Source organism: Nonomuraea sp. NPDC005501 (assembly GCF_040605905.1).
Classification (GTDB): domain Bacteria; phylum Actinomycetota; class Actinomycetes; order Streptosporangiales; family Streptosporangiaceae; genus Nonomuraea.
In genome coordinates, this window is sequence record NZ_JBEXDT010000004.1 from 141360 (window position 1) to 157682 (window position 16323).

Below are 16323 nucleotides of genomic sequence, written 5' to 3' on the forward strand. Positions count from 1 at the left end.
ATCAGGGCTGTCCCACCTTGCGCAGCACCACGCCGAGCAGGCGGTCCGTGGTCATATATCCGGAATGGCGGGAGTCGTGTGAACGGTCTGGATTGTCGCCCAGCACGACCAGGTGCCCGGCGGGTACGTGTGTGCCCGGCGCGGTTCGCAGCGGGGGCACCGTGTCCCGCGGGATCGGGTCACCCGGGACGGCCGAGACCCGCTTGATGATCCAGCGCGGGCCCATGCCCTGCTCGTCCCCGGCCGGCCGCGGCGCGGGCACCCCGCCCACACGGCCGCGCGCCGGACGGTGGCTCAGGCCGGTGAGCACCACGACCTGCCCCCTGCGCAGGGAGCGGGCCGACGTCCGCCGGACCACCAGGCGCTCGCCCGGCCGGTACGTCGGCAGCATGCTCTCCCCCTGAACGGTCACCACCACGTACCGCCTGCGCAGCCAGGCGACGGCGAGCACGACGGCGAGGACGACGGCACCGGCCAGCGCACCGGCCAGCGCACCGGCCGGCACGCCGGTCATCGAGCGGCCTCCGCCGGTCGGGCGTCGTCCCGGTAGCCGCTGGCCTGCCGGGTGAACAGCCGGGCGTACGTGCCGCCGTCCGCCAGCAGCGTGGCGTGCGTGCCCTCCTCGGTGACGACGCCGTCGGCCAGCACCACGATCCGGTCGGCGTCACGGACCGCGCCGAGGCGATGGGAGATCACCACGCTGGTGCGGCCGGACCTGAGCCGCGCGAGCCGGCTGTGTATCTCGTACTCGGCCTCGGGGTCCAGGCCCGCGCTGGGCTCGTCGAGGATCATCAGGTCCCGGTCGCTGCGCAGGAACGCCCGCGCGAGCGCCAGCCGCTGCCACTGCCCGCCGGAGAGCAGCACGCCGTCCCCCTCCCCGTCCTCCTGATCGTCGGCGGCGTCCTGGGCGAACTCGCGGCTCAGGAGCGTGTCGTAGCCGCGCGGCAGAGCCGCGAGCGCGTCGTGGACGCCGGCGTCCCGCGCCGCCCGCTCGGTCCGTGTCCGGTCCTGGGCGGCGCCCAGGTCGCCCACCGCGATGTTGTCGGCGGCGGTCAGCTCGTACGCCACGAAGTCCTGGAACACCGCCCCGATCCGGGCGCGCAGCGTCTCCGGCGGCACGTCGCGGATGTCCACGCCGTCCCACAGGATCGCACCGCGCGTCGGGTCGTAGAACCGGCACAGCAGCTTGACCAGCGTGCTCTTGCCGGCGCCGTTGAGGCCGGCGAGCGCGACCGTGCAGCCGTGCGGGATGAACAGGTCGACGCCGCGCAGGATCCACGGATGATCCTCGCTGTACCGGAACCAGACGTCGCGCAGCTCGATGCCCAGGCGCAGAGGCGGGAGCGACCTGGGGGAGCGTGGCACGGGCAGGTCGGGGCCGGCGGTCACGATCGAGACGTGATGGTGGAACGTCAGCAGCTGCTCGTAGGCCATCACCCCGGCCGACACCATGATGTTGAGCGCGGACTGGACCCCGGCGGCGGCCGCCACGAACATCGACACGTCGCCCACGCTGAGCTCGCCGCGGCCGGCGGCGAGGATCGCCCAGACCAGTCCCACGCCGATCACGCCCGCCGAGGCGCCCGACAGGCCGGCCTGCACGGCGAACTCGCGCCGATCCATCCGGCGGCGCGCGGCGTTGGCCGTCCGCAGCTCGGTCAGCATGCGAAGGCGCAGGAAGGCGCCGAGGTCGAAGAGGCGGATCTCCTTGGCGGCCTCCGCCGTGGACATGAGGCGCGCGTAGAACAGCTCCCGGCGCTCGGCCGGCCCGATCCGCCACAGCATGGCGACCCGCTGCCGCGACATGCGCAGCTCGATGAGCAGCGCGGGTACGGCCGACAGCACGACGAGCACGGTGAACCAGGGACTGATCAGCAACAGGGAGCCGACGAACCCGGCGACGGTCACCGTGCTCCGCGCGGCGGACAGCGCGGTGTCCACCAGCCTGCCCGGGTTGGTGGCGCTCTGCTGGGCCAGGCGCAGCCGGTCGAGGAACGCGGGGCTCTCGAAGCCGGCCAGTCCGGCGAAGCCGGTCACCGCCTCGAACAGCTCGTCCTTGGCCCGCAGCGCCGTCCGCCGGTCCACCTCGGCACGCAGGTACTGCGCGGCGTGCGCCGCCGCCGCGGCGGCCGTCGTCACGACGGCCATCGTCACCGCCAGGCCGAGCAGCGCGGTGGTCCGCCCGTGCGCCAGTCCGTCCAGCACGGACTTCGTCAGCCACGCCAGGGCGATCGGGGTGGCGGCGCCCACGAGGGTGACCGCCAGGTATCCGAGGACGTGGGCCGGGGCCGAGCGCCACACCGTCCGGGCCGCGCGTGCCGCGCATCCCGCCAGGCCGGCGGGCGTCGGTACGGCGCCCGGCCGGCGGCTGGTCACGCCGGCGCCCCGGCCGGCAGCCGAGTGACCCGAGGCGCCGTGGCGAGGAGCTTGCCGCCCGCGGCCACCTGGAAGAAGGTCGGGAAGGCCTGCACCTTGAACGCCTCGGCGACCTGCGGCGGCGACGTCTTCTCCACGATCACCTGCGCCACGGGTGACAGCGTCGTGACCAGCTCCGCGGGGTCGCCCGAGCGGCCGTCGACCACCGCGAGCACCCGTGACCGGTCATGGCGTGCCGCCCAGGAGGTCAGCTCCGGAAGCTGCTCGTGGCAGCCCCGGCAGTCCGGTGACAGGAACGCGACGACCGTCCCCTCGGGCAGGCCGTCCCGCGTCACGCGCACGTCGTCCACGGTCGTCGCGTCGAAGTCGCCGACGGCCTCACCGATGGGCAGGCTCGCGCCCGCTCCGGGCATGCCGCCCGCGCCGACGACTTCGTACAGCGCGTCGATCAGCTTCGTGTGCTCCCGGATCCGCCGGACCACGCCGAGGGTGAGCAGCAGGTCCGCCAGACACAGGACGCCGACGAGGACCATGATGGCGACCAGGTAGGGCACAAGACACCTCCGTGTGGAAAAGGGCATGAATGTGCCCGGCCGCGGCCGTCCGCGGCCGGGCACCGTTCAATCACAAGTGCCGGTTACCGGCAGGACTTGGTGGCCACGCAGCCGCCGCAGTGGTGGCTGCCGTTCGGGTAGTAGCAGCAGTACTTCCAGGTGGAGCTGTTGCAGCACTGGTAGTCGCAGTCGGTCGCCCGAGCCGCGGTGTGCGGCGCGATCAGCTCCAGGAGCCGGTCCGCCATTCTGGTCACGACGCGCATTGAACCTCCCTGTCATGGTTCCGGGTGGGCCCTCCCTCACCCGGCGCGGCAGGGCCACGGCCGTCCTGCGCCGTCGTCCCGCCGCACGTCGCAGCCTGCGCCGGGGATCTCAGCGATTTCTCAATGATTTCTCAACGGCCTGCCGCCGGGGGCGGGGCGTGGGCGGCGATGCGCTCGCGTACCTTGCCGGCCTGCGCGTCGCCGACGGCGTCGTAGCATTCCGCCGCTCGTTCCCAGGCGGCGAGGGCGGCCGCGGTGTCACCGGCCCGCAGCTGGGTCTCGCCCAGGCGCACCAGCGTCTCGGCGGCCGGGTGCAGGTCGTCGCAGCCGCGCAGCAACTCCGCCGCCCGCTCGTAGCCCGCCACCGCCTGCGCGAAGTCCCCCTTGACCTGCAGGATGTACGCGATGCTGTCCCAGGCGTGCCCCTCGCCCTGGGCGTACCCGAACTCGGCCAGGATGCGCTGCGCCCTGCGGCAGTCGGCCAGCGCCTCGTCGTAGTCGCCGCCCTGGGCCCGCCACCAGCCCGCGTTGTTCAGCGCCCTCGCCTCGCCGATGACGTCGCCGGCCCGCCGGAACAGCTCCCGCGCCCGCACCGCGTGCTCCAGCACCTCGGCGGGGCGGATCTGGGCCAGCGAGACCGTCAGGCCCAGCTCGACGTGCGCCTCCAGGACCGGCTCGTCGAGGAGCCGGTGCAGGCCGACGGCCTGATCGAAGTGCCCGACCGCCTCCTTGTGGCCGCCCAGCCTGGCATGGGCGCGCGCGATGCTGTTGTGGCAGCGGGCCTGGGCCAGCAGGTCGCCGGCCCGGCCGGCCGCGTCCAGCGCCACGGCCTGCACGCGCAGGATCTGCTCCCACGGACCGCGGCGCTGCATGAACTCGGCGAACGCCCACGCCAGCTCGTACGCGTACCGGTCCAGCCCGGCCTCGGTCGCCTCCGCCAGCAGCGCCGGGAGCGCCACGCATTCGTCGGCGTACCACCGCAGGGCGTCCGCCTGCCCGGCGAACCGCTCCACCGCTGCCCCTCGCGCCCGGGGCCGTAGGTCCAGCTTCTCGCGATGGGGGTAGCACGCCTCGCTCGCGGCGCACGCCGAATGCAGGTAGTAGTCCAGCAGCCGCCGCGTCGCCCCACGCCGCACCGCCCGGCTGTCGGCGGCGCGCTCCTGCTCCGACGCGTACACGCGCAGCAGGTCGTGCAACCGCAGGCGGCCGGGGGTACGCATGTCGACCAGGCTGGCGCGGTCGAGCCGTACGGCCAGCTCCCTGGCCCGGTCCACCGGCAGGGCGGCCAGGCTCGCCGCCGCCGCGAGCGGCACATGCGGTCCGGGGTGCCGCCCCAGGCGCCGGAACAGCCGGATCGCGGGCTCGGGCAGGTCCCGGTACGACCGCCCGAACACGGTGCGCAGGTCGATCGCCGGGTCGCTGTGGGCGAACGGCTCCAGATCCGCGCCGGCCCGCGAGAGGTCCGCGGCGACTTCGGCCAGCGGCAGCTCGGTGCGCTGCGCGAGCTGCGCCGCGACGATCGCCAGCGCGAGCGGTAGCCGGCCGCACTGGCGGATGATCAGCGCGGCGGCCTCCGGCTCGGCCATCAGGCGCTGCTCGCCCAGCCTCGCGGCCAGGAGGTGGTAGGCGTCGTCATCCGGGAGGACGTCCAGCCCGACCAGGGAGGCGCCCGCGGCGACCGCGAGACCGGACAGCTCCGAGCGGCTGGTCACCAGCGTCAGGCATCCCGGCGCGGCGGCCAGCAGCGGGCGTACCTGGTCGGCGCCGCGGGCGTCGTCGAGCACGACGAGGACCCGCCGGCAGGCCAGCACGCTGCGGTAGAGCCCGATCCTGGCCTCCACGCCCGACGGCACCTGCGCTTCCGGGACCCCGAGCGCGACGAGGAAACGGGGCAGGATCATCGCCGCGTCGACGGAGCCGACCGTGCTGAGATCGGCGTACAGCTGCCCGTCGGGGAAGTGGCCGCGATGCAGGTGCGCCCAGCGCAGCGCGAGTGACGACTTGCCCACGCCCGGCGGTCCCGAGATGGCGCAGACGGCCGCGGTGCCGGCCGGGTCGCCGGTCGCGACCGCCGCCAGCCGTTCCAGCTCGGCCTCCCGTCCGACGAAGCACCTGAGGTCGACCGGCAGCTGGGCGGGGACCACTCCGCGGACGGTCTCGGCCGCGTCGTCGGACAGCAGCAGTGTCCGGTGCACGCGGCGTAACTCCGTACCCGGCTCGACGCCCAGCTCCTCGGCGAGCGTCTGCCGTACCCGGGCGAAGTGCGCCAGGGCCTCGGCGGTCCTTCCCCAGGCGTGCAGGGCCTCGATCAGCGCGCTCGCCAGCAGTTCGTCCAGCGGGTACTCGTCGGCCAGCGGTGACAGCGCCGCCACGGCCGCCGCGGCGTCGCGCCCGGTCACCAGCCGGGCCCAGCGCAGCGTGGTCTCCTTGCGCTCGTCGCGCAGACGGTGGCGGGCCCGTTCGGCCCATCCGCCCGGCAGCCCGGTCAGCGGGTCGCCGCGCCACAGCGCGAGAGCCTCGCCCAGCAGCGGCGCCGGGTCCGGCTCGGCCATCGCCTGGAAGGTGAGGCCCCGGAACCGCGACACGTCCACCGCGGACTCGTCCACGTCGAGCAGGTAGCCACCGGGCCGGTGGACCACGGCGCCGTCATCCTTCAGGAGCTCGCGGCGGATGCGGGTGATGACGGTGTACAGGGTGCGCCGCGCGCCGGTCGGAACCTGCTCGCCCCACACGCGGGCAAGGAGCGACTCGACCGGCACGACCCGGCCGGCCTCCCACGCGAGCGCCGCCAGCGTGAGCGCGACCTGCGGAGGGCGCACCGGCTGCAGCCGGCCCTCACGCTCCACCTCGACAGGTCCGAGCAGTCGAATCAGCACGACGTCCATCCCTTGCTTGTGGATCTTCGAGCGTAACGAACCCCGGGGCGCCAAGACCGGTGATCTTCTCCTGCGCACGCTTCCAGTGGACATGTCCCTCGGGGACACGCTAGAGTCCTTTTAAGTCAGCCAACTAACTTAGTGAAGGGCAACAGCCATGATCGTCGTCACTGGAGCCACCGGCAACGTCGGCCGCGAGCTCGTCAACACCCTCGTCGCCGCGGGCGAGCGGGTCACGGCCGTGTCCCGCAACTCCGCCGAGGTCCCCGACGGAGCACTGCACCACCGGGCCGACCTGAACGACCCCGTGAGCCTGCGCCCCGCGCTGGACGGCGCCGAGGCGGTCTTCCTGCTCGTGGCCGGGGACGACCCGCACGCGATCCTCAAGGAGGCCGCGGGCGTCAAGCGCGTCGTGCTGCTGTCCTCGCAGGGTGCGGGCACCCGGCCCGAGGTCTACCGGCACCCGGTCATGTTCGAGCAGGCCGTACGCGAGTCGGGGCTGGACTTCACGATCCTGCGGCCGGGCGGGTTCGACTCCAACGCCTTCGCCTGGGCCGAGTCGATCCGGACCACGCGCACCGCCGCCGCACCCTTCGGGGACGTCGGGCTGCCGACCATCGACCCGGCCGACATCGCCGAGGTCGCGGCCGTGGTGCTGCGCGAGTCCGGGCACGCCGGCCGTACGTACGAGCTGACCGGGCCCGCGCTCACCACCCCGCGCGAGCGGGCGGCGGCGATCGGCGAGGCGCTCGGCGAGCCGGTGCGGTTCGTGGAGCAGACCCGCGAGGAGGCGCGGGCGCAGATGCTCCAGGTGATGCCCGAGCCCGTCGTCGAGGGCACGCTGACCATCCTGGGCGAGCCCACCGCGGCCGAGCGGGCCGTCAGCCCCGACGTCGAGCTCGTGCTCGGGCGCGCGCCCCGCACCTTCGCCCACTGGGCCGCCCGCAACCTGCCTGCCTTCCGATGAGCCCGGCCGATGGGCGCGGACCGATGGGCGCGGACCGATGAGCGCGGACCGATGAGTGCGGCCGATGTACGCGGACCGATGAGCGCCGCGGTCGAGCGTTTCCTCGCCGAGCCGCACGTGGCCACCCTCACCACCCTGCGCCCGGACGGCTCGCCGCACGTGGTCGCGGTGCGTTTCACCTGGGACCGTGCCGCGGGCCTGGCCCGGGTCCTGACCACCGGCGCCACCCGCAAGTCCAGGAACCTCGCCCGGCCGGGCGGGCGTGTGGCGCTCTGCCAGGCGGTGGGGTTCCGATGGGTGACGCTCGAAGGCGCCGCCACGGTGCACGACGCGCCCGAGCGGGTGGCCGAGGGCGTACGCCGCTACGCCGCCCGCTACGGGGCGCCGCCGCCGAACCCGCCCGGCCGCGTGGTCATCGAGATCGCGGTCGACCGCGTCACCCGGCTCAACGTCTGAACCCGGACTCCACACGAAGGACCACCAGATCATGCCCGTTCAGCACATCCTCGACTCCACCATGCACCACCGGGAGTCCGGCGCAGGGACGCCGATCGTCTTCCTGCACGGCAACCCGACCTCGTCCTACCTGTGGCGGGACGTCATGCCGGCCGTGGGCGCCGGACGGCTCCTGGCACCCGACCTCATCGGCATGGGCGAGTCGGGCAAACCCGATATCGAGTACACCTTCGCCGACCACGCCCGCTACCTCGACGCCTGGTTCGACGCGCTCGGCCTCCAGGACGTGGTGCTGGTCGGGCACGACTGGGGCGGCGCCCTGGCCTTCGACTGGGCCGCCCGCCACCCGGATCGGGTACGCGGCATCGCGTTCACGGAGACCATCGTCAAGCCGATGACCTGGGAGGAGTTCCCGGAGGGCGGCCGCGAGCTGTTCCGGGCCATCAAGACCGAGGGCGTCGGCGAGGCCATGATCCTGGACGACAACACCTTCATCGAGCAGGCCCTGCCGGGCACCGTCGCGACGCCGCTCTCCGAGGGGGACCTGGACGTCTACCGCAAGCCGTACCCGACGCGCGAGAGCAGGCTGCCGCTCCTGCGCTGGCCGCGGTCGATGCCGCTGGGCGGCGAGCCGGCCGACGTCGTGGCCAGGATCGAGGCGTACGACCGGTGGCTGGCGGACAGCCCCGACGTGCCCAAGCTGCTGCTCACGTTCGCGCCCGGGCCGGGGGCGATGATGCACGACGGCATGGTCGCGTGGTGCGCCGCCACCATGGCGGGCCTGGAGATCGAGCGCTCCGAGGCCGTCGCCGGGCACCACACGCCGGAGGACCAGCCCGCCCTGATCGCCGCGGCCGTCTCGTCCTGGGCGGATCGGCACGGCCTCCGACGAACCGGCGCGGAATAACGCCCCCCGTGTCACGGCTGACCCGTGGCGTGACCACGATTCTCGTGACCGGTGCCACCGGCAACGTCGGCCGGGAGGTCGTCGCCCGGCTGGCGGCCGCCGGCGTCTCCGTCCGGACGCTCGTGAGGGACGCGCGGCGGGCCCCGGAGGGCGTCGATGCGGTGGAGGGGGACCTGGCCGTCCCGGCCACGCTGGAGCCGGCGCTGGCCGGGGTGGAGGCGGTGTTCCTGATCTGGCCGTTCCTCACCGCCGAAGGCGCCCCACCCGTCCTCGACGTCCTGGAGCGCCACATCCGGCGCGTCGTCTACCTGTCCTCGTCAGGCGTGAACGCGGCAGGGGTGAACGCGGCAGGGGTGAACGCGGCAGGGGTGAACGCGGCAGGGGTGAACGCGTCAGGGGTGAACGCGGCAGGGGTGAACGCGTCAGGGGTGGGCAGCGCCTCCGGGCGGCAGACCGACCCGATCAATCAGCTCCATGCCGACATGGAGCGCCTGATCACCGGGTCCGGTATGGAGTGGACCGTCCTGCGGGCCGACACGATCGCCTCCAACACGCGCGGCTGGGCCGCCCAGATCCGCGACGCGGGCGTCGTGCGCGGTCCCGAGATCGCCCCCACGGCGGTGGTCGATCCGCGTGACGTCGCGGCCGTGGCGGCGCTGGTGCTGGCCGGTGGGGGGCACATGGGGCGGACGTACGTGCTGACCGGCCCCGAGGTGATCGGGCGGGCCGATCAGGTACGGGCGATCGGGGAGGCCGTCGGGCGCCCGCTGCGCTTCGAGAAGGTCCCCGTGGAGGAGGCGCGGGCCCGGATGCTCGCCGACGGCCGGCCTCCCGCACTGGTGGAGGCCCTGCTGTCCGCCGCCGGGACGCGAGCGCGGTCAGGAGTGGTCACCACCACGGTCGAACAGCTCACCGGCGAGCCGGCACGCACGTTCGCCCGGTGGGCCGCCGACCACGCCGCCGACTTCCGCTGACCACCCGCCCGCCTGACCACCCGCCCGCCGCGGCGCCCCGGTTCCGGCGATGCCGGTGAGGTCTGAAAGCCGCCGGTGTCAGACGTGTCGTGACTGTTTGGCTGAGTCGTTCCCCGAAGCAGCCATCAACGTCCGAACGGAAACCCATGTCCACGGCAGTCCTCACCCGCTCGCGCCCGCCCGTCGTCGGCTGGCTCGCCGTCACCACGCTCACCCTCGGCATCTTCGCCATCGTCACCAGCGAGATCCTGCCCATCGGCCTGCTGACCACCATCGCGGCGGACTTCGGCGTCTCGGAGGGCACCGCGGGCCTGACCATGACCCTGCCGGGCGTCGTCGCTGCGATCGCCGCCCCGGCCGTCACCCTGGCCACCGCGCGCCTGGACCGCCGGGTGATGCTGTGCGCGCTCATGGTGGTGCTGGCCCTGGCCGACGTGCTGGCGGCGGTCGCCTCCGCCTACTGGGTGATGCTGGTCTCCCGGGTGCTCGTGGGGCTCACCATCGGCGGCTTCTGGTCCATCGGCGCCGGGCTGGCCGCCCGGCTGGTGCCGGCCCGGTCGGTCGGCACGGCCACGGCCCTGATCTTTTCCGCCGTGCCGCTGGGGTCGGTGCTCGGCGTGCCGGCCGGAACCCTCATCGGGCACGTCGCGGGCTGGCGGACGGCCTTCGTGGCCCTGGCCGCACTGTCGGCCGTCGTCCTGGCGGCCCTGCTCGTGCTGGTGCCCCCGCTGCCCGCGCGGCAGGTAACCAGCGCCCGGGTGCTGCGCGACCTCCTGCGCGGGCGGGGCACCAGGGTGGCGCTGCTCGCCACCGCCCTCGTCGTCCTGGCCCACTTCGGCACCTACACCTACGTCACACCGTTCCTGGAGCAGGTCACCGGGCTCGACCCGGCCTCCGTCAGCGCCGCCCTCCTCGCGTACGGGGTGGCGGGCATCGCGGGCAACTTCGTGGCCGGCCGGGCCGTCGCCGTGGCCCCGCGGGGCACGTTCGCCGCGGCCGGCTGCCTGATCGCCGCCGTGACGCTCCTGCTGCCCGTAGTGGGTACGCGGGCCGGCGGCGCCTTCGCGCTGCTCGTGCTCTGGGGGCTGGCCTACGGGGCCGTGCCGGTCTGCTCCCAGGCGTGGTTCGCCAGGGCCGCGCCCCACGCTCCGGAGGCCGCCACGGTCGTGTTCACCTCGTCGTTCCAGGCCACGTTCGCGCTCGGCGCGCTGCTCGGCGGGGTCGTCGTGGACGCGGTCTCCGTCTCGGCGGTGATGGTGTGCGGCGCTCTGGCGGCGCTGCTCATGGCGGCGTCACTGGGACGGCTGGGCCGCTCCGGCTGACGCCGGAGCGTGCTCGCGGCGTAGGCGCAGCAGGCGGCGCATCGCCACGATGCCCGCCAGCGGCCCCACGGCGAGCACGGCGAACGCCCACCGCCAGCCGACGGCCTGCTCGGCGGCCGGGACCAGCCAGATCGTCGCGCCGGTCAGCAGGAAGCCGAACGCCATCTGCAGGGTCAGCGCCGTGCCCACGTAGCTCTGGTCGGCCAGCTCGGTGACCAGCGCGGAGAACTGCACCGAGTCGCCCACGACGCTGTACCCCCACACCAGACCGACCACGACCAGCAGCCAGAGCGGCGCCCCCATGAGCAGCCCGATGAACGCGGCGCAGGCAGCCGAGACGGCCATCATGCCGATCGCGGTGCGCTCGCGGCCGAAGCGGTCGCCGAGCAGGCCGCCGGTGTAGTTGCCGAGGCCGCCGACGGCGAAGACGCCGAAGGTGACGTAGATCCCGAGGAGCGAGTCCTCCATCCCGTGGACGCGCAGCGCCGACGTCCTCCCCGTCCGCTGCGCGTGCGGCGGCATGGGCGTGCGCCTGATCGCATGCGAGGAGTCGCCGCTGGCCGTCGCCGAGCCGGCGGGGCCGGCGGGCCGTCACTGAGCTGTTCGCCCGCCGGCGCGGTCCGTCAGACCTCCAGGACCATGCCGTCCTCGGCGAGTTCGAGGTCCAGCTCCGCCCGCCGCGCCAGGACCTGCGGCCCCGCGTGGGTGAGCAGCAGCCGCCGGCATCGCAGCCGGTCGAGCCGGGCGATCAGCTCCGGCACGTGCAGGTGGTGGCGCACGGCCCGGTCGAACGTGTAGCCCTCGCAGAGGAACAGGTCGGCCCCGTCGGCGACGTCGATCAGGGTGTCGGTCCAGGCGCTGTCGCCGCTGTAGGCGATCGTGCGGCCGCCCACCTTCACGCGCAGCGCCAGCGCGGCCGCCCCGGCGGCGTGGTCCGCCTCGTACGCCCGTACCTCGACGTCCTCGACCAGCGCGGACGAGCCGGGCGCCACCTCGTGGACGTGCACCGGGAACCGCCTGCTCACCGACGCAGAGCCCGGGAACAGCACCTCCATCGCCCGCTCCAGCCGCGCCTGGAGGCCGGGCGGCCCCACCAGGTGCAGCGGCCGCACCCGCCGCGTGAACTGGCCGTCCAGGATGAGGAACGGCAGCCCGCCGAAGTGGTCGCCGTGCAGGTGCGACACCGCCACGACCGAGACGTCGCCCGGCTGCAGCCCGAGCCGCTTCAGCCCGGTCAGAGCCGTGGCGCCGCAGTCGACGAGCAGCGCCCCGTCACTCCCCGCGGCCTGGACGTGCACGCACGTCTGCAGCATGCCGCCGTCGCCGAACGCGTTACCGGCCCCCGCCAGCGTGACCCGTACAGGAGCGTCCATGGTCAGGAGTCTGGCATGTGGCTCATTCTCCGGCCGCCTCCTGGGCCACGCGCTCCAGGCGGCTCCGGTACTCTTCCCACCACTCCGGGCCGGCCTCCGGCAGGTTGCCGGCGTCGGCGCGCAGGCCGGCGGCGCCGTCGATCAGCTCGCGCACGATGTCGGCGTGGCCGGCGTGCCGGTTGGTCTCGGCGGTCACGTGGATGAGGATCTTGTGCAGCGTGACCTCGTTCCGGTGCTCCGGCCACCACGGCACGCGCCCGGTCGACTCCAGCGTGAGCGCGCCGACCGTGGCGTCCGTGTGCTCCCACGCGCGGTGGTACAGCGCGATGATCTGCTCGCGGGACTCGTCGGCGGTGGCCCACAGGTCGGCGTTGGGCTCGGCGCCCTCCTCGAACCACGGCTGCGGCTCGGCCGACGGCCGTCCGAAGACCTCGCCGAAGTACCCGAGCTCGACGCTCGCCAGGTGCTTGACCAGGCCCAGCAGGTTCGTGCCGGTCGGGGTCAGGGGGCGGCGGGCGTCGTACTCGGAGAGCCCGTCGAGCTTCCACAGCACGGCCTCGCGGGCGGTCTGGAGGTAACGGTGGAGGTCCGCTTTGGGGTCGTAGCTGGTCATGCCGGGCATTGTGTCACCGATCGGGCGTCAGGCGGCGTCGTGGAAGACCAGGCCGAGCGTGCGCCGCAGACCGTGCCGCACCGTGCTGACGCCGTGCCGTACCGGGGCGGCCGAACAGCCCCGCGCCGAGGCGACGGGCCGGTCCCGGGTGGTGAACACGAGGCCGTGGCCCTGCGGCAGCAGCGTCACCGTGCCGCGCGACTGGGCGCGGGGCCGCTGCTCGACCAGCAGGAACTCCCCTCCGCCGTAGCCGGATCCGGGCTCGTCCAGGCCGATCACCACCTGCAACGGGAACACCAGGTCCCCGTACAGGTCGCGGTGCAGGGCGTTCCAGTCGCCCTCGCGGTAGCGCAGCAGGATCTGCGTGGACTTGGTCTGGCCGGCCTCGTGGCACATCGCCAGCCACGCGTCGAGGGTGTCCGGCCAGGGCGCGGGCCTGCCGAGCCGGGCCGCCCAGTCCCGGGCGATCGGCAGCAGGCGTGGGTACAGCGCCTGGCGCAGCTCCTCGACCAGAGCGGGGAACGGCCGGGCGAAGTACCGGTACTGCCCGCGCCCGAAGCGCAGCCGCTCCATGTCGACGGTCGAGCGGAACAGCGCGGCCTCCTCGTACAGCTCCGCGATCCCCCGGCACTCCTCGGCCGTGAGGAGCGGGCCGGTCAGCGCGCAGCCGTGGGCGTCCATCTCCCCGGCCAGCCGTCCCCAGTCGGCCCGCCCGACCCGTTCGGGTGAGGTGAGCTGTGAGGTGAGCTGTGATGTGTGCATGGCGTCTCTCCTTTCCCTCTCTTCAACACCGGAGGGCCCCGGAATCCCGGCGGTTTTCGGACGTCACGCTGCGGTCACGGCACGCCCTCGATGATGAGGCCATGGAGAGAACATGCATCCGCAAGGCATGCGCCGTCCTGCTGGGCTCCCTGAGCCTGGCCGCCACGCTCGTCGCGTCGGCGGGCGCAGCCGGCGCGCAGACCACCGACACGACGCAGCAGACGATCAGTGGACCGTCGGCCGGAGACCGCGCCGGTCCTCGGTGTGGGGAGGGCTGGTACTGGAGCGACCGCTGGGACAGGTGCGTACGGCGCCGCTGACCGCTCGTCCACCCCGGCCGGATGTGACGCCTCAGCGTCCCGGTGTCCCGGCACCGGGCGCCGAGGCATGCGATCTCGCGATGAGCCCGGTCACGCGCGCAGGTCGTCCGTGGCTTCCTGGTACGCCGCGGCGGCCCGGGTGAAGTAGTCGAACAGCACGTCGAGCTGCTCGGGCGAGTATCCGCGGAGGATCTCGCCCACCTTCTCGCGGGCCGGCGCCATGACCTCGTCCAGCCGGGCGGGCTTGCCGACCGTCTCCACGATGACCTTGCGGCGGTCGTCCGGCGACGGGGTTCGCCGTACGTACCCCGCCTGCTCCAGCCGGTCGATGAGGCGCGTGGTCGGCCCCGTCGTCAGCCCGGCGCGCTCGCCCAGCTCGCCGGGGGTCATCGGGCCGTTGAGCTCCAGGATGTTGAGCGCGTACAGGTCGGTGGCCCCGAGGTCGCAGGCCCGCGCGCCGGCCTGGCCGTGCAGCAGCACCGCGCTCAGGTAGCGGCGGTAGACCGCGCCCGCGTCCGGTCGCATCCCCTGTGTTGACACCGTCACGCCTCCATGTCTAATCTCTTCCTCAGAGAAGAGAAATCTTCGGAGAAGAAACTTCTTCTGTGAAGCTACCATGGAGGAGCAGGGGCATGAACCACCAGCGCACCACCGAGGCCGACACCGCCGCCGTCCGGCACCTGCTGGAGCGGTCCTGCGAGGCGTGGGGCCGCGGCGACGGCGCCGCCTACGGCGAGCTGTTCACCGACGACGCCACCGACGTCACCTTCGTCGGCACCGTCTACCAGGGCGGCGAGGAGATCGGCCGCGCGCACCAGGCCCTGTTCGACAGCTTCCTCAAGGACACCCGCCTCGCCATGGAGATCCTCGACATCCGCTTCTACGGCGCGGACACGGCCGTGGTCGTCAGCCGCGGCGACGTCCACAAGGGCAGGCCGGGAAAGCTCGGCAAGGTCCAGACCTACACGCTGGTCCGCGGCGAGGACGGCCGCTGGCGCATCGCGGCCATCCAGAAGACCAAGCGGCAGCGCCTGATGGAGGCCGTCTCCTTCAAGTTCCAGCCCGCCACCAAGCCCCGCTGACCCCGACCCCGCCGACCCCCGGGAGCAGGACACACACATGGCGACCATCGCCGTCATCGGCGCCACCGGCCGCACCGGGCGCGTCCTCGTGGAGCGGGCGCTGGCCTCCGGTCACGACGTCACCGCGATCGCCCGCCGCCCCGAGACCCTGGGCCTGCGGCACCCCCGCCTCACCCCGCACGCCGCCGACGTGCTGCGCCCCGGCGACCTCGCCGGGACCCTGTCCGGGCACGACGCCGTCGTCTCGGCCCTCGGCTCGACCGGCCGCGGCCCCACCACCGTCTACTCCGCCGGGACCGCGGCCATCGTCGCCGCCATGGGCACGAGCCGCCGGCTGGTCGTCCTGTCCTCGGCCGGGCTGGGGACGCCGCCCGGCGCGGGCCCCGTGACCAGGCTCGCCGGCCGGCTGCTGCACCGCGTCATGCGCCACCCGTACGCCGACATGCGGCTGATGGAGCGGCTGCTGACCGCCACGGACCTCGACTGGACCGCGATGCGACCCACCGGCCTGACCGACCGGCCCGCCACGGGCCGTCCGCGCGTGAGCGTCGGCGCCACGGAGCGCGTCGGCACCCGCACGTCCCGGGCCGAGCTGGCGGCCTTCATCCTCGACCGGCTCGACGACCCGGCGACCTTCCGCACCACGGTGGCCATCTCGTCCTGAGCCGAACGGCGGATCATGTCCTGCGGTCGCCCGTCCTCTCGTCCTCGCCTCGTCCGCCTCCGACGGGCGGGCGTCGGCTCATCCGGAGTGACGGGCCTCCCGCTGGAAGAGGCGGAGGGTGTCGCTCAGCTCGCGTTCGATGATGCGCCCCGACGCTTCGGAGTCGCCGGCGCGGATGGCCTCCACCAGCGCCGCGTGGGAGTCGTCGCCCAGCGCCGGGTCGTGGGCGCGCAGGTCCACCAGGGCCATCAGGTCGGTCAGCCCCCGTCGTAGCACCGGGACGAAGTCCGCGAACAGGCCGGCGAGCAGCGGGTTGTGGCCCGCCGCCACCACGGCCGTGTGCAGCGCGATGTCGGCGTCCACGAACCCGGCGTCGTCCGCCTCCACGGCCGCCCGCCGCCGCTCCTCCAGCGCCCGGTCCATCGCCTCCAGGTCCTCCTCGGTGCGGCGGGCCGCCGCGATCCGGGCCGACTGCACCTCGACCATGGTCCGCACCTCGTACAGGTCCACCACGGCGGCACGGCGCAGACGGGCAGGCCAGTCCTCCGCCGGCTCGGTGGCGATCACGTACACGCCGGCGCCCTGACGGGCGGCGAGCAGGCCGGCACCGCTGAGCGCGCGGATCGCCTCGCGGACCGTCGAGCGGCCCACGCCCAGCTCCCTGGCCAAGGTGGTCTCGCCGGGAAGCTTGGTGCCGACCGGCCAGTGGCCGCCGGTGATCTGCTCGCGCAGCCGCTGGGTTGCCTGGTCCACGAGGGGGCTGCGGCTGAGCGGGGCGAGACCGGGCGACGTCATCCGTACCTCTCAGGTTGTC

19 protein-coding genes are annotated in these 16323 nt (G+C 73.9%); 8 read left to right on the top strand and 11 right to left on the bottom strand.

Going from position 1 to position 16323, the window contains the following annotated elements:
• Nucleotide 1: 1 nt before the first annotated feature.
• The 5 genes from ABZS51_RS04645 to ABZS51_RS04665 all read right to left on the bottom strand — a co-directional run bounded on the left by ABZS51_RS04645 (nt 2) and on the right by ABZS51_RS04665 (nt 6069).
• Nucleotides 2-514, bottom strand: a complete 513-nt coding sequence (locus tag ABZS51_RS04645; RefSeq protein WP_355436256.1) for a S26 family signal peptidase — start codon at nt 512-514, stop codon at nt 2-4.
• Nucleotides 511-2376, bottom strand: coding sequence for an ABC transporter ATP-binding protein (locus tag ABZS51_RS04650; protein ID WP_355436259.1), 1866 nt, complete (start codon nt 2374-2376; stop codon nt 511-513). Before ABZS51_RS04650 ends, ABZS51_RS04645 begins: the two co-directional genes overlap by 4 nt.
• On the bottom strand, nt 2373-2930 hold the full coding sequence (locus ABZS51_RS04655; protein ID WP_310709597.1) for a hypothetical protein: 558 nt from the start codon (nt 2928-2930) through the stop codon (nt 2373-2375). Before ABZS51_RS04655 ends, ABZS51_RS04650 begins: the two co-directional genes overlap by 4 nt.
• Before the next feature lie 83 nt (nt 2931-3013).
• Nucleotides 3014-3184, bottom strand: a complete 171-nt coding sequence (locus tag ABZS51_RS04660; protein WP_355436262.1) for a hypothetical protein — start codon at nt 3182-3184, stop codon at nt 3014-3016.
• A 140-nt stretch (nt 3185-3324) separates the two neighbouring features.
• The gene (locus ABZS51_RS04665) at nt 3325-6069 is read right to left on the bottom strand and encodes a BTAD domain-containing putative transcriptional regulator (RefSeq protein ID WP_355436265.1); all 2745 of its coding nucleotides are present in this window, start codon (nt 6067-6069) and stop codon (nt 3325-3327) included.
• A gap of 157 nt (nt 6070-6226) precedes the next feature.
• On the opposite strand from ABZS51_RS04665, the gene ABZS51_RS04670 reads away from it, so the two are divergent.
• The 5 genes from ABZS51_RS04670 (at nt 6227) to ABZS51_RS04690 (ending at nt 10695) form a co-directional block, all read left to right on the top strand.
• Nucleotides 6227-7036 (top strand): NAD(P)H-binding protein, encoded by an 810-nt coding sequence (locus ABZS51_RS04670; RefSeq protein ID WP_355436267.1) that lies wholly within the window; start codon nt 6227-6229, stop codon nt 7034-7036.
• Nucleotides 7037-7087: 51 nt separating this feature from the next.
• Nucleotides 7088-7492, top strand: coding sequence for a TIGR03618 family F420-dependent PPOX class oxidoreductase (locus ABZS51_RS04675; protein ID WP_355436270.1), 405 nt, complete (start codon nt 7088-7090; stop codon nt 7490-7492).
• A 31-nt stretch (nt 7493-7523) separates the two neighbouring features.
• Entirely contained in the window at nt 7524-8399 is an 876-nt protein-coding gene (locus ABZS51_RS04680) for a haloalkane dehalogenase (RefSeq protein ID WP_355436273.1), read from the top strand.
• Nucleotides 8400-8428: 29 nt separating this feature from the next.
• Nucleotides 8429-9373 carry an NAD(P)H-binding protein gene (locus ABZS51_RS04685; RefSeq protein WP_355436276.1) on the top strand — a complete coding sequence of 315 codons (945 nt, stop codon included), beginning with the start codon at nt 8429-8431 and terminating at the stop codon, nt 9371-9373.
• Between the two features lie 146 nt (nt 9374-9519).
• Entirely contained in the window at nt 9520-10695 is a 1176-nt protein-coding gene (locus tag ABZS51_RS04690; RefSeq protein WP_355436279.1) for an MFS transporter, read from the top strand.
• Here ABZS51_RS04690 and ABZS51_RS04695 read toward each other — a convergent pair.
• The 4 genes from ABZS51_RS04695 to ABZS51_RS04710 form a co-directional block, all read right to left on the bottom strand.
• Complete coding sequence (locus ABZS51_RS04695; protein WP_355436282.1) at nt 10666-11217, bottom strand: MFS transporter; 552 nt, start codon at nt 11215-11217, stop codon at nt 10666-10668. The genes ABZS51_RS04690 and ABZS51_RS04695 overlap by 30 nt on opposite strands.
• A 101-nt stretch (nt 11218-11318) precedes the next feature.
• Complete coding sequence (locus ABZS51_RS04700) at nt 11319-12068, bottom strand: MBL fold metallo-hydrolase (protein ID WP_355436286.1); 750 nt, start codon at nt 12066-12068, stop codon at nt 11319-11321.
• A 22-nt stretch (nt 12069-12090) separates the two neighbouring features.
• Nucleotides 12091-12681, bottom strand: a complete 591-nt coding sequence (locus tag ABZS51_RS04705; protein WP_355436288.1) for a DinB family protein — start codon at nt 12679-12681, stop codon at nt 12091-12093.
• A 27-nt stretch (nt 12682-12708) separates the two neighbouring features.
• Complete coding sequence (locus tag ABZS51_RS04710; protein ID WP_355436292.1) at nt 12709-13443, bottom strand: 2OG-Fe(II) oxygenase; 735 nt, start codon at nt 13441-13443, stop codon at nt 12709-12711.
• Nucleotides 13444-13544: 101 nt separating this feature from the next.
• Here ABZS51_RS04710 and ABZS51_RS04715 point away from each other — a divergent pair, with 101 nt between their 5' ends.
• A complete protein-coding gene (locus ABZS51_RS04715) occupies nt 13545-13763 on the top strand; it encodes a hypothetical protein (protein ID WP_355436295.1) in 219 nt (72 codons plus the stop codon).
• A gap of 90 nt (nt 13764-13853) precedes the next feature.
• On the opposite strand, the gene ABZS51_RS04720 is transcribed toward ABZS51_RS04715, so the two are convergent.
• Nucleotides 13854-14309, bottom strand: coding sequence for a MarR family transcriptional regulator (locus ABZS51_RS04720; RefSeq protein WP_355436297.1), 456 nt, complete (start codon nt 14307-14309; stop codon nt 13854-13856).
• An 86-nt stretch (nt 14310-14395) separates the two neighbouring features.
• On the opposite strand from ABZS51_RS04720, the gene ABZS51_RS04725 reads away from it, so the two are divergent.
• A complete protein-coding gene (locus ABZS51_RS04725) occupies nt 14396-14845 on the top strand; it encodes an SgcJ/EcaC family oxidoreductase (protein WP_355436300.1) in 450 nt (149 codons plus the stop codon).
• Nucleotides 14846-14882: 37 nt separating this feature from the next.
• The gene (locus ABZS51_RS04730) at nt 14883-15509 is read left to right on the top strand and encodes an NAD(P)H-binding protein (RefSeq protein WP_355436302.1); all 627 of its coding nucleotides are present in this window, start codon (nt 14883-14885) and stop codon (nt 15507-15509) included.
• A 78-nt stretch (nt 15510-15587) separates the two neighbouring features.
• On the opposite strand, the gene ABZS51_RS04735 is transcribed toward ABZS51_RS04730, so the two are convergent.
• Entirely contained in the window at nt 15588-16304 is a 717-nt protein-coding gene (locus ABZS51_RS04735) for an FCD domain-containing protein (protein ID WP_355436305.1), read from the bottom strand.
• Nucleotides 16305-16323 lie beyond the last annotated feature (19 nt).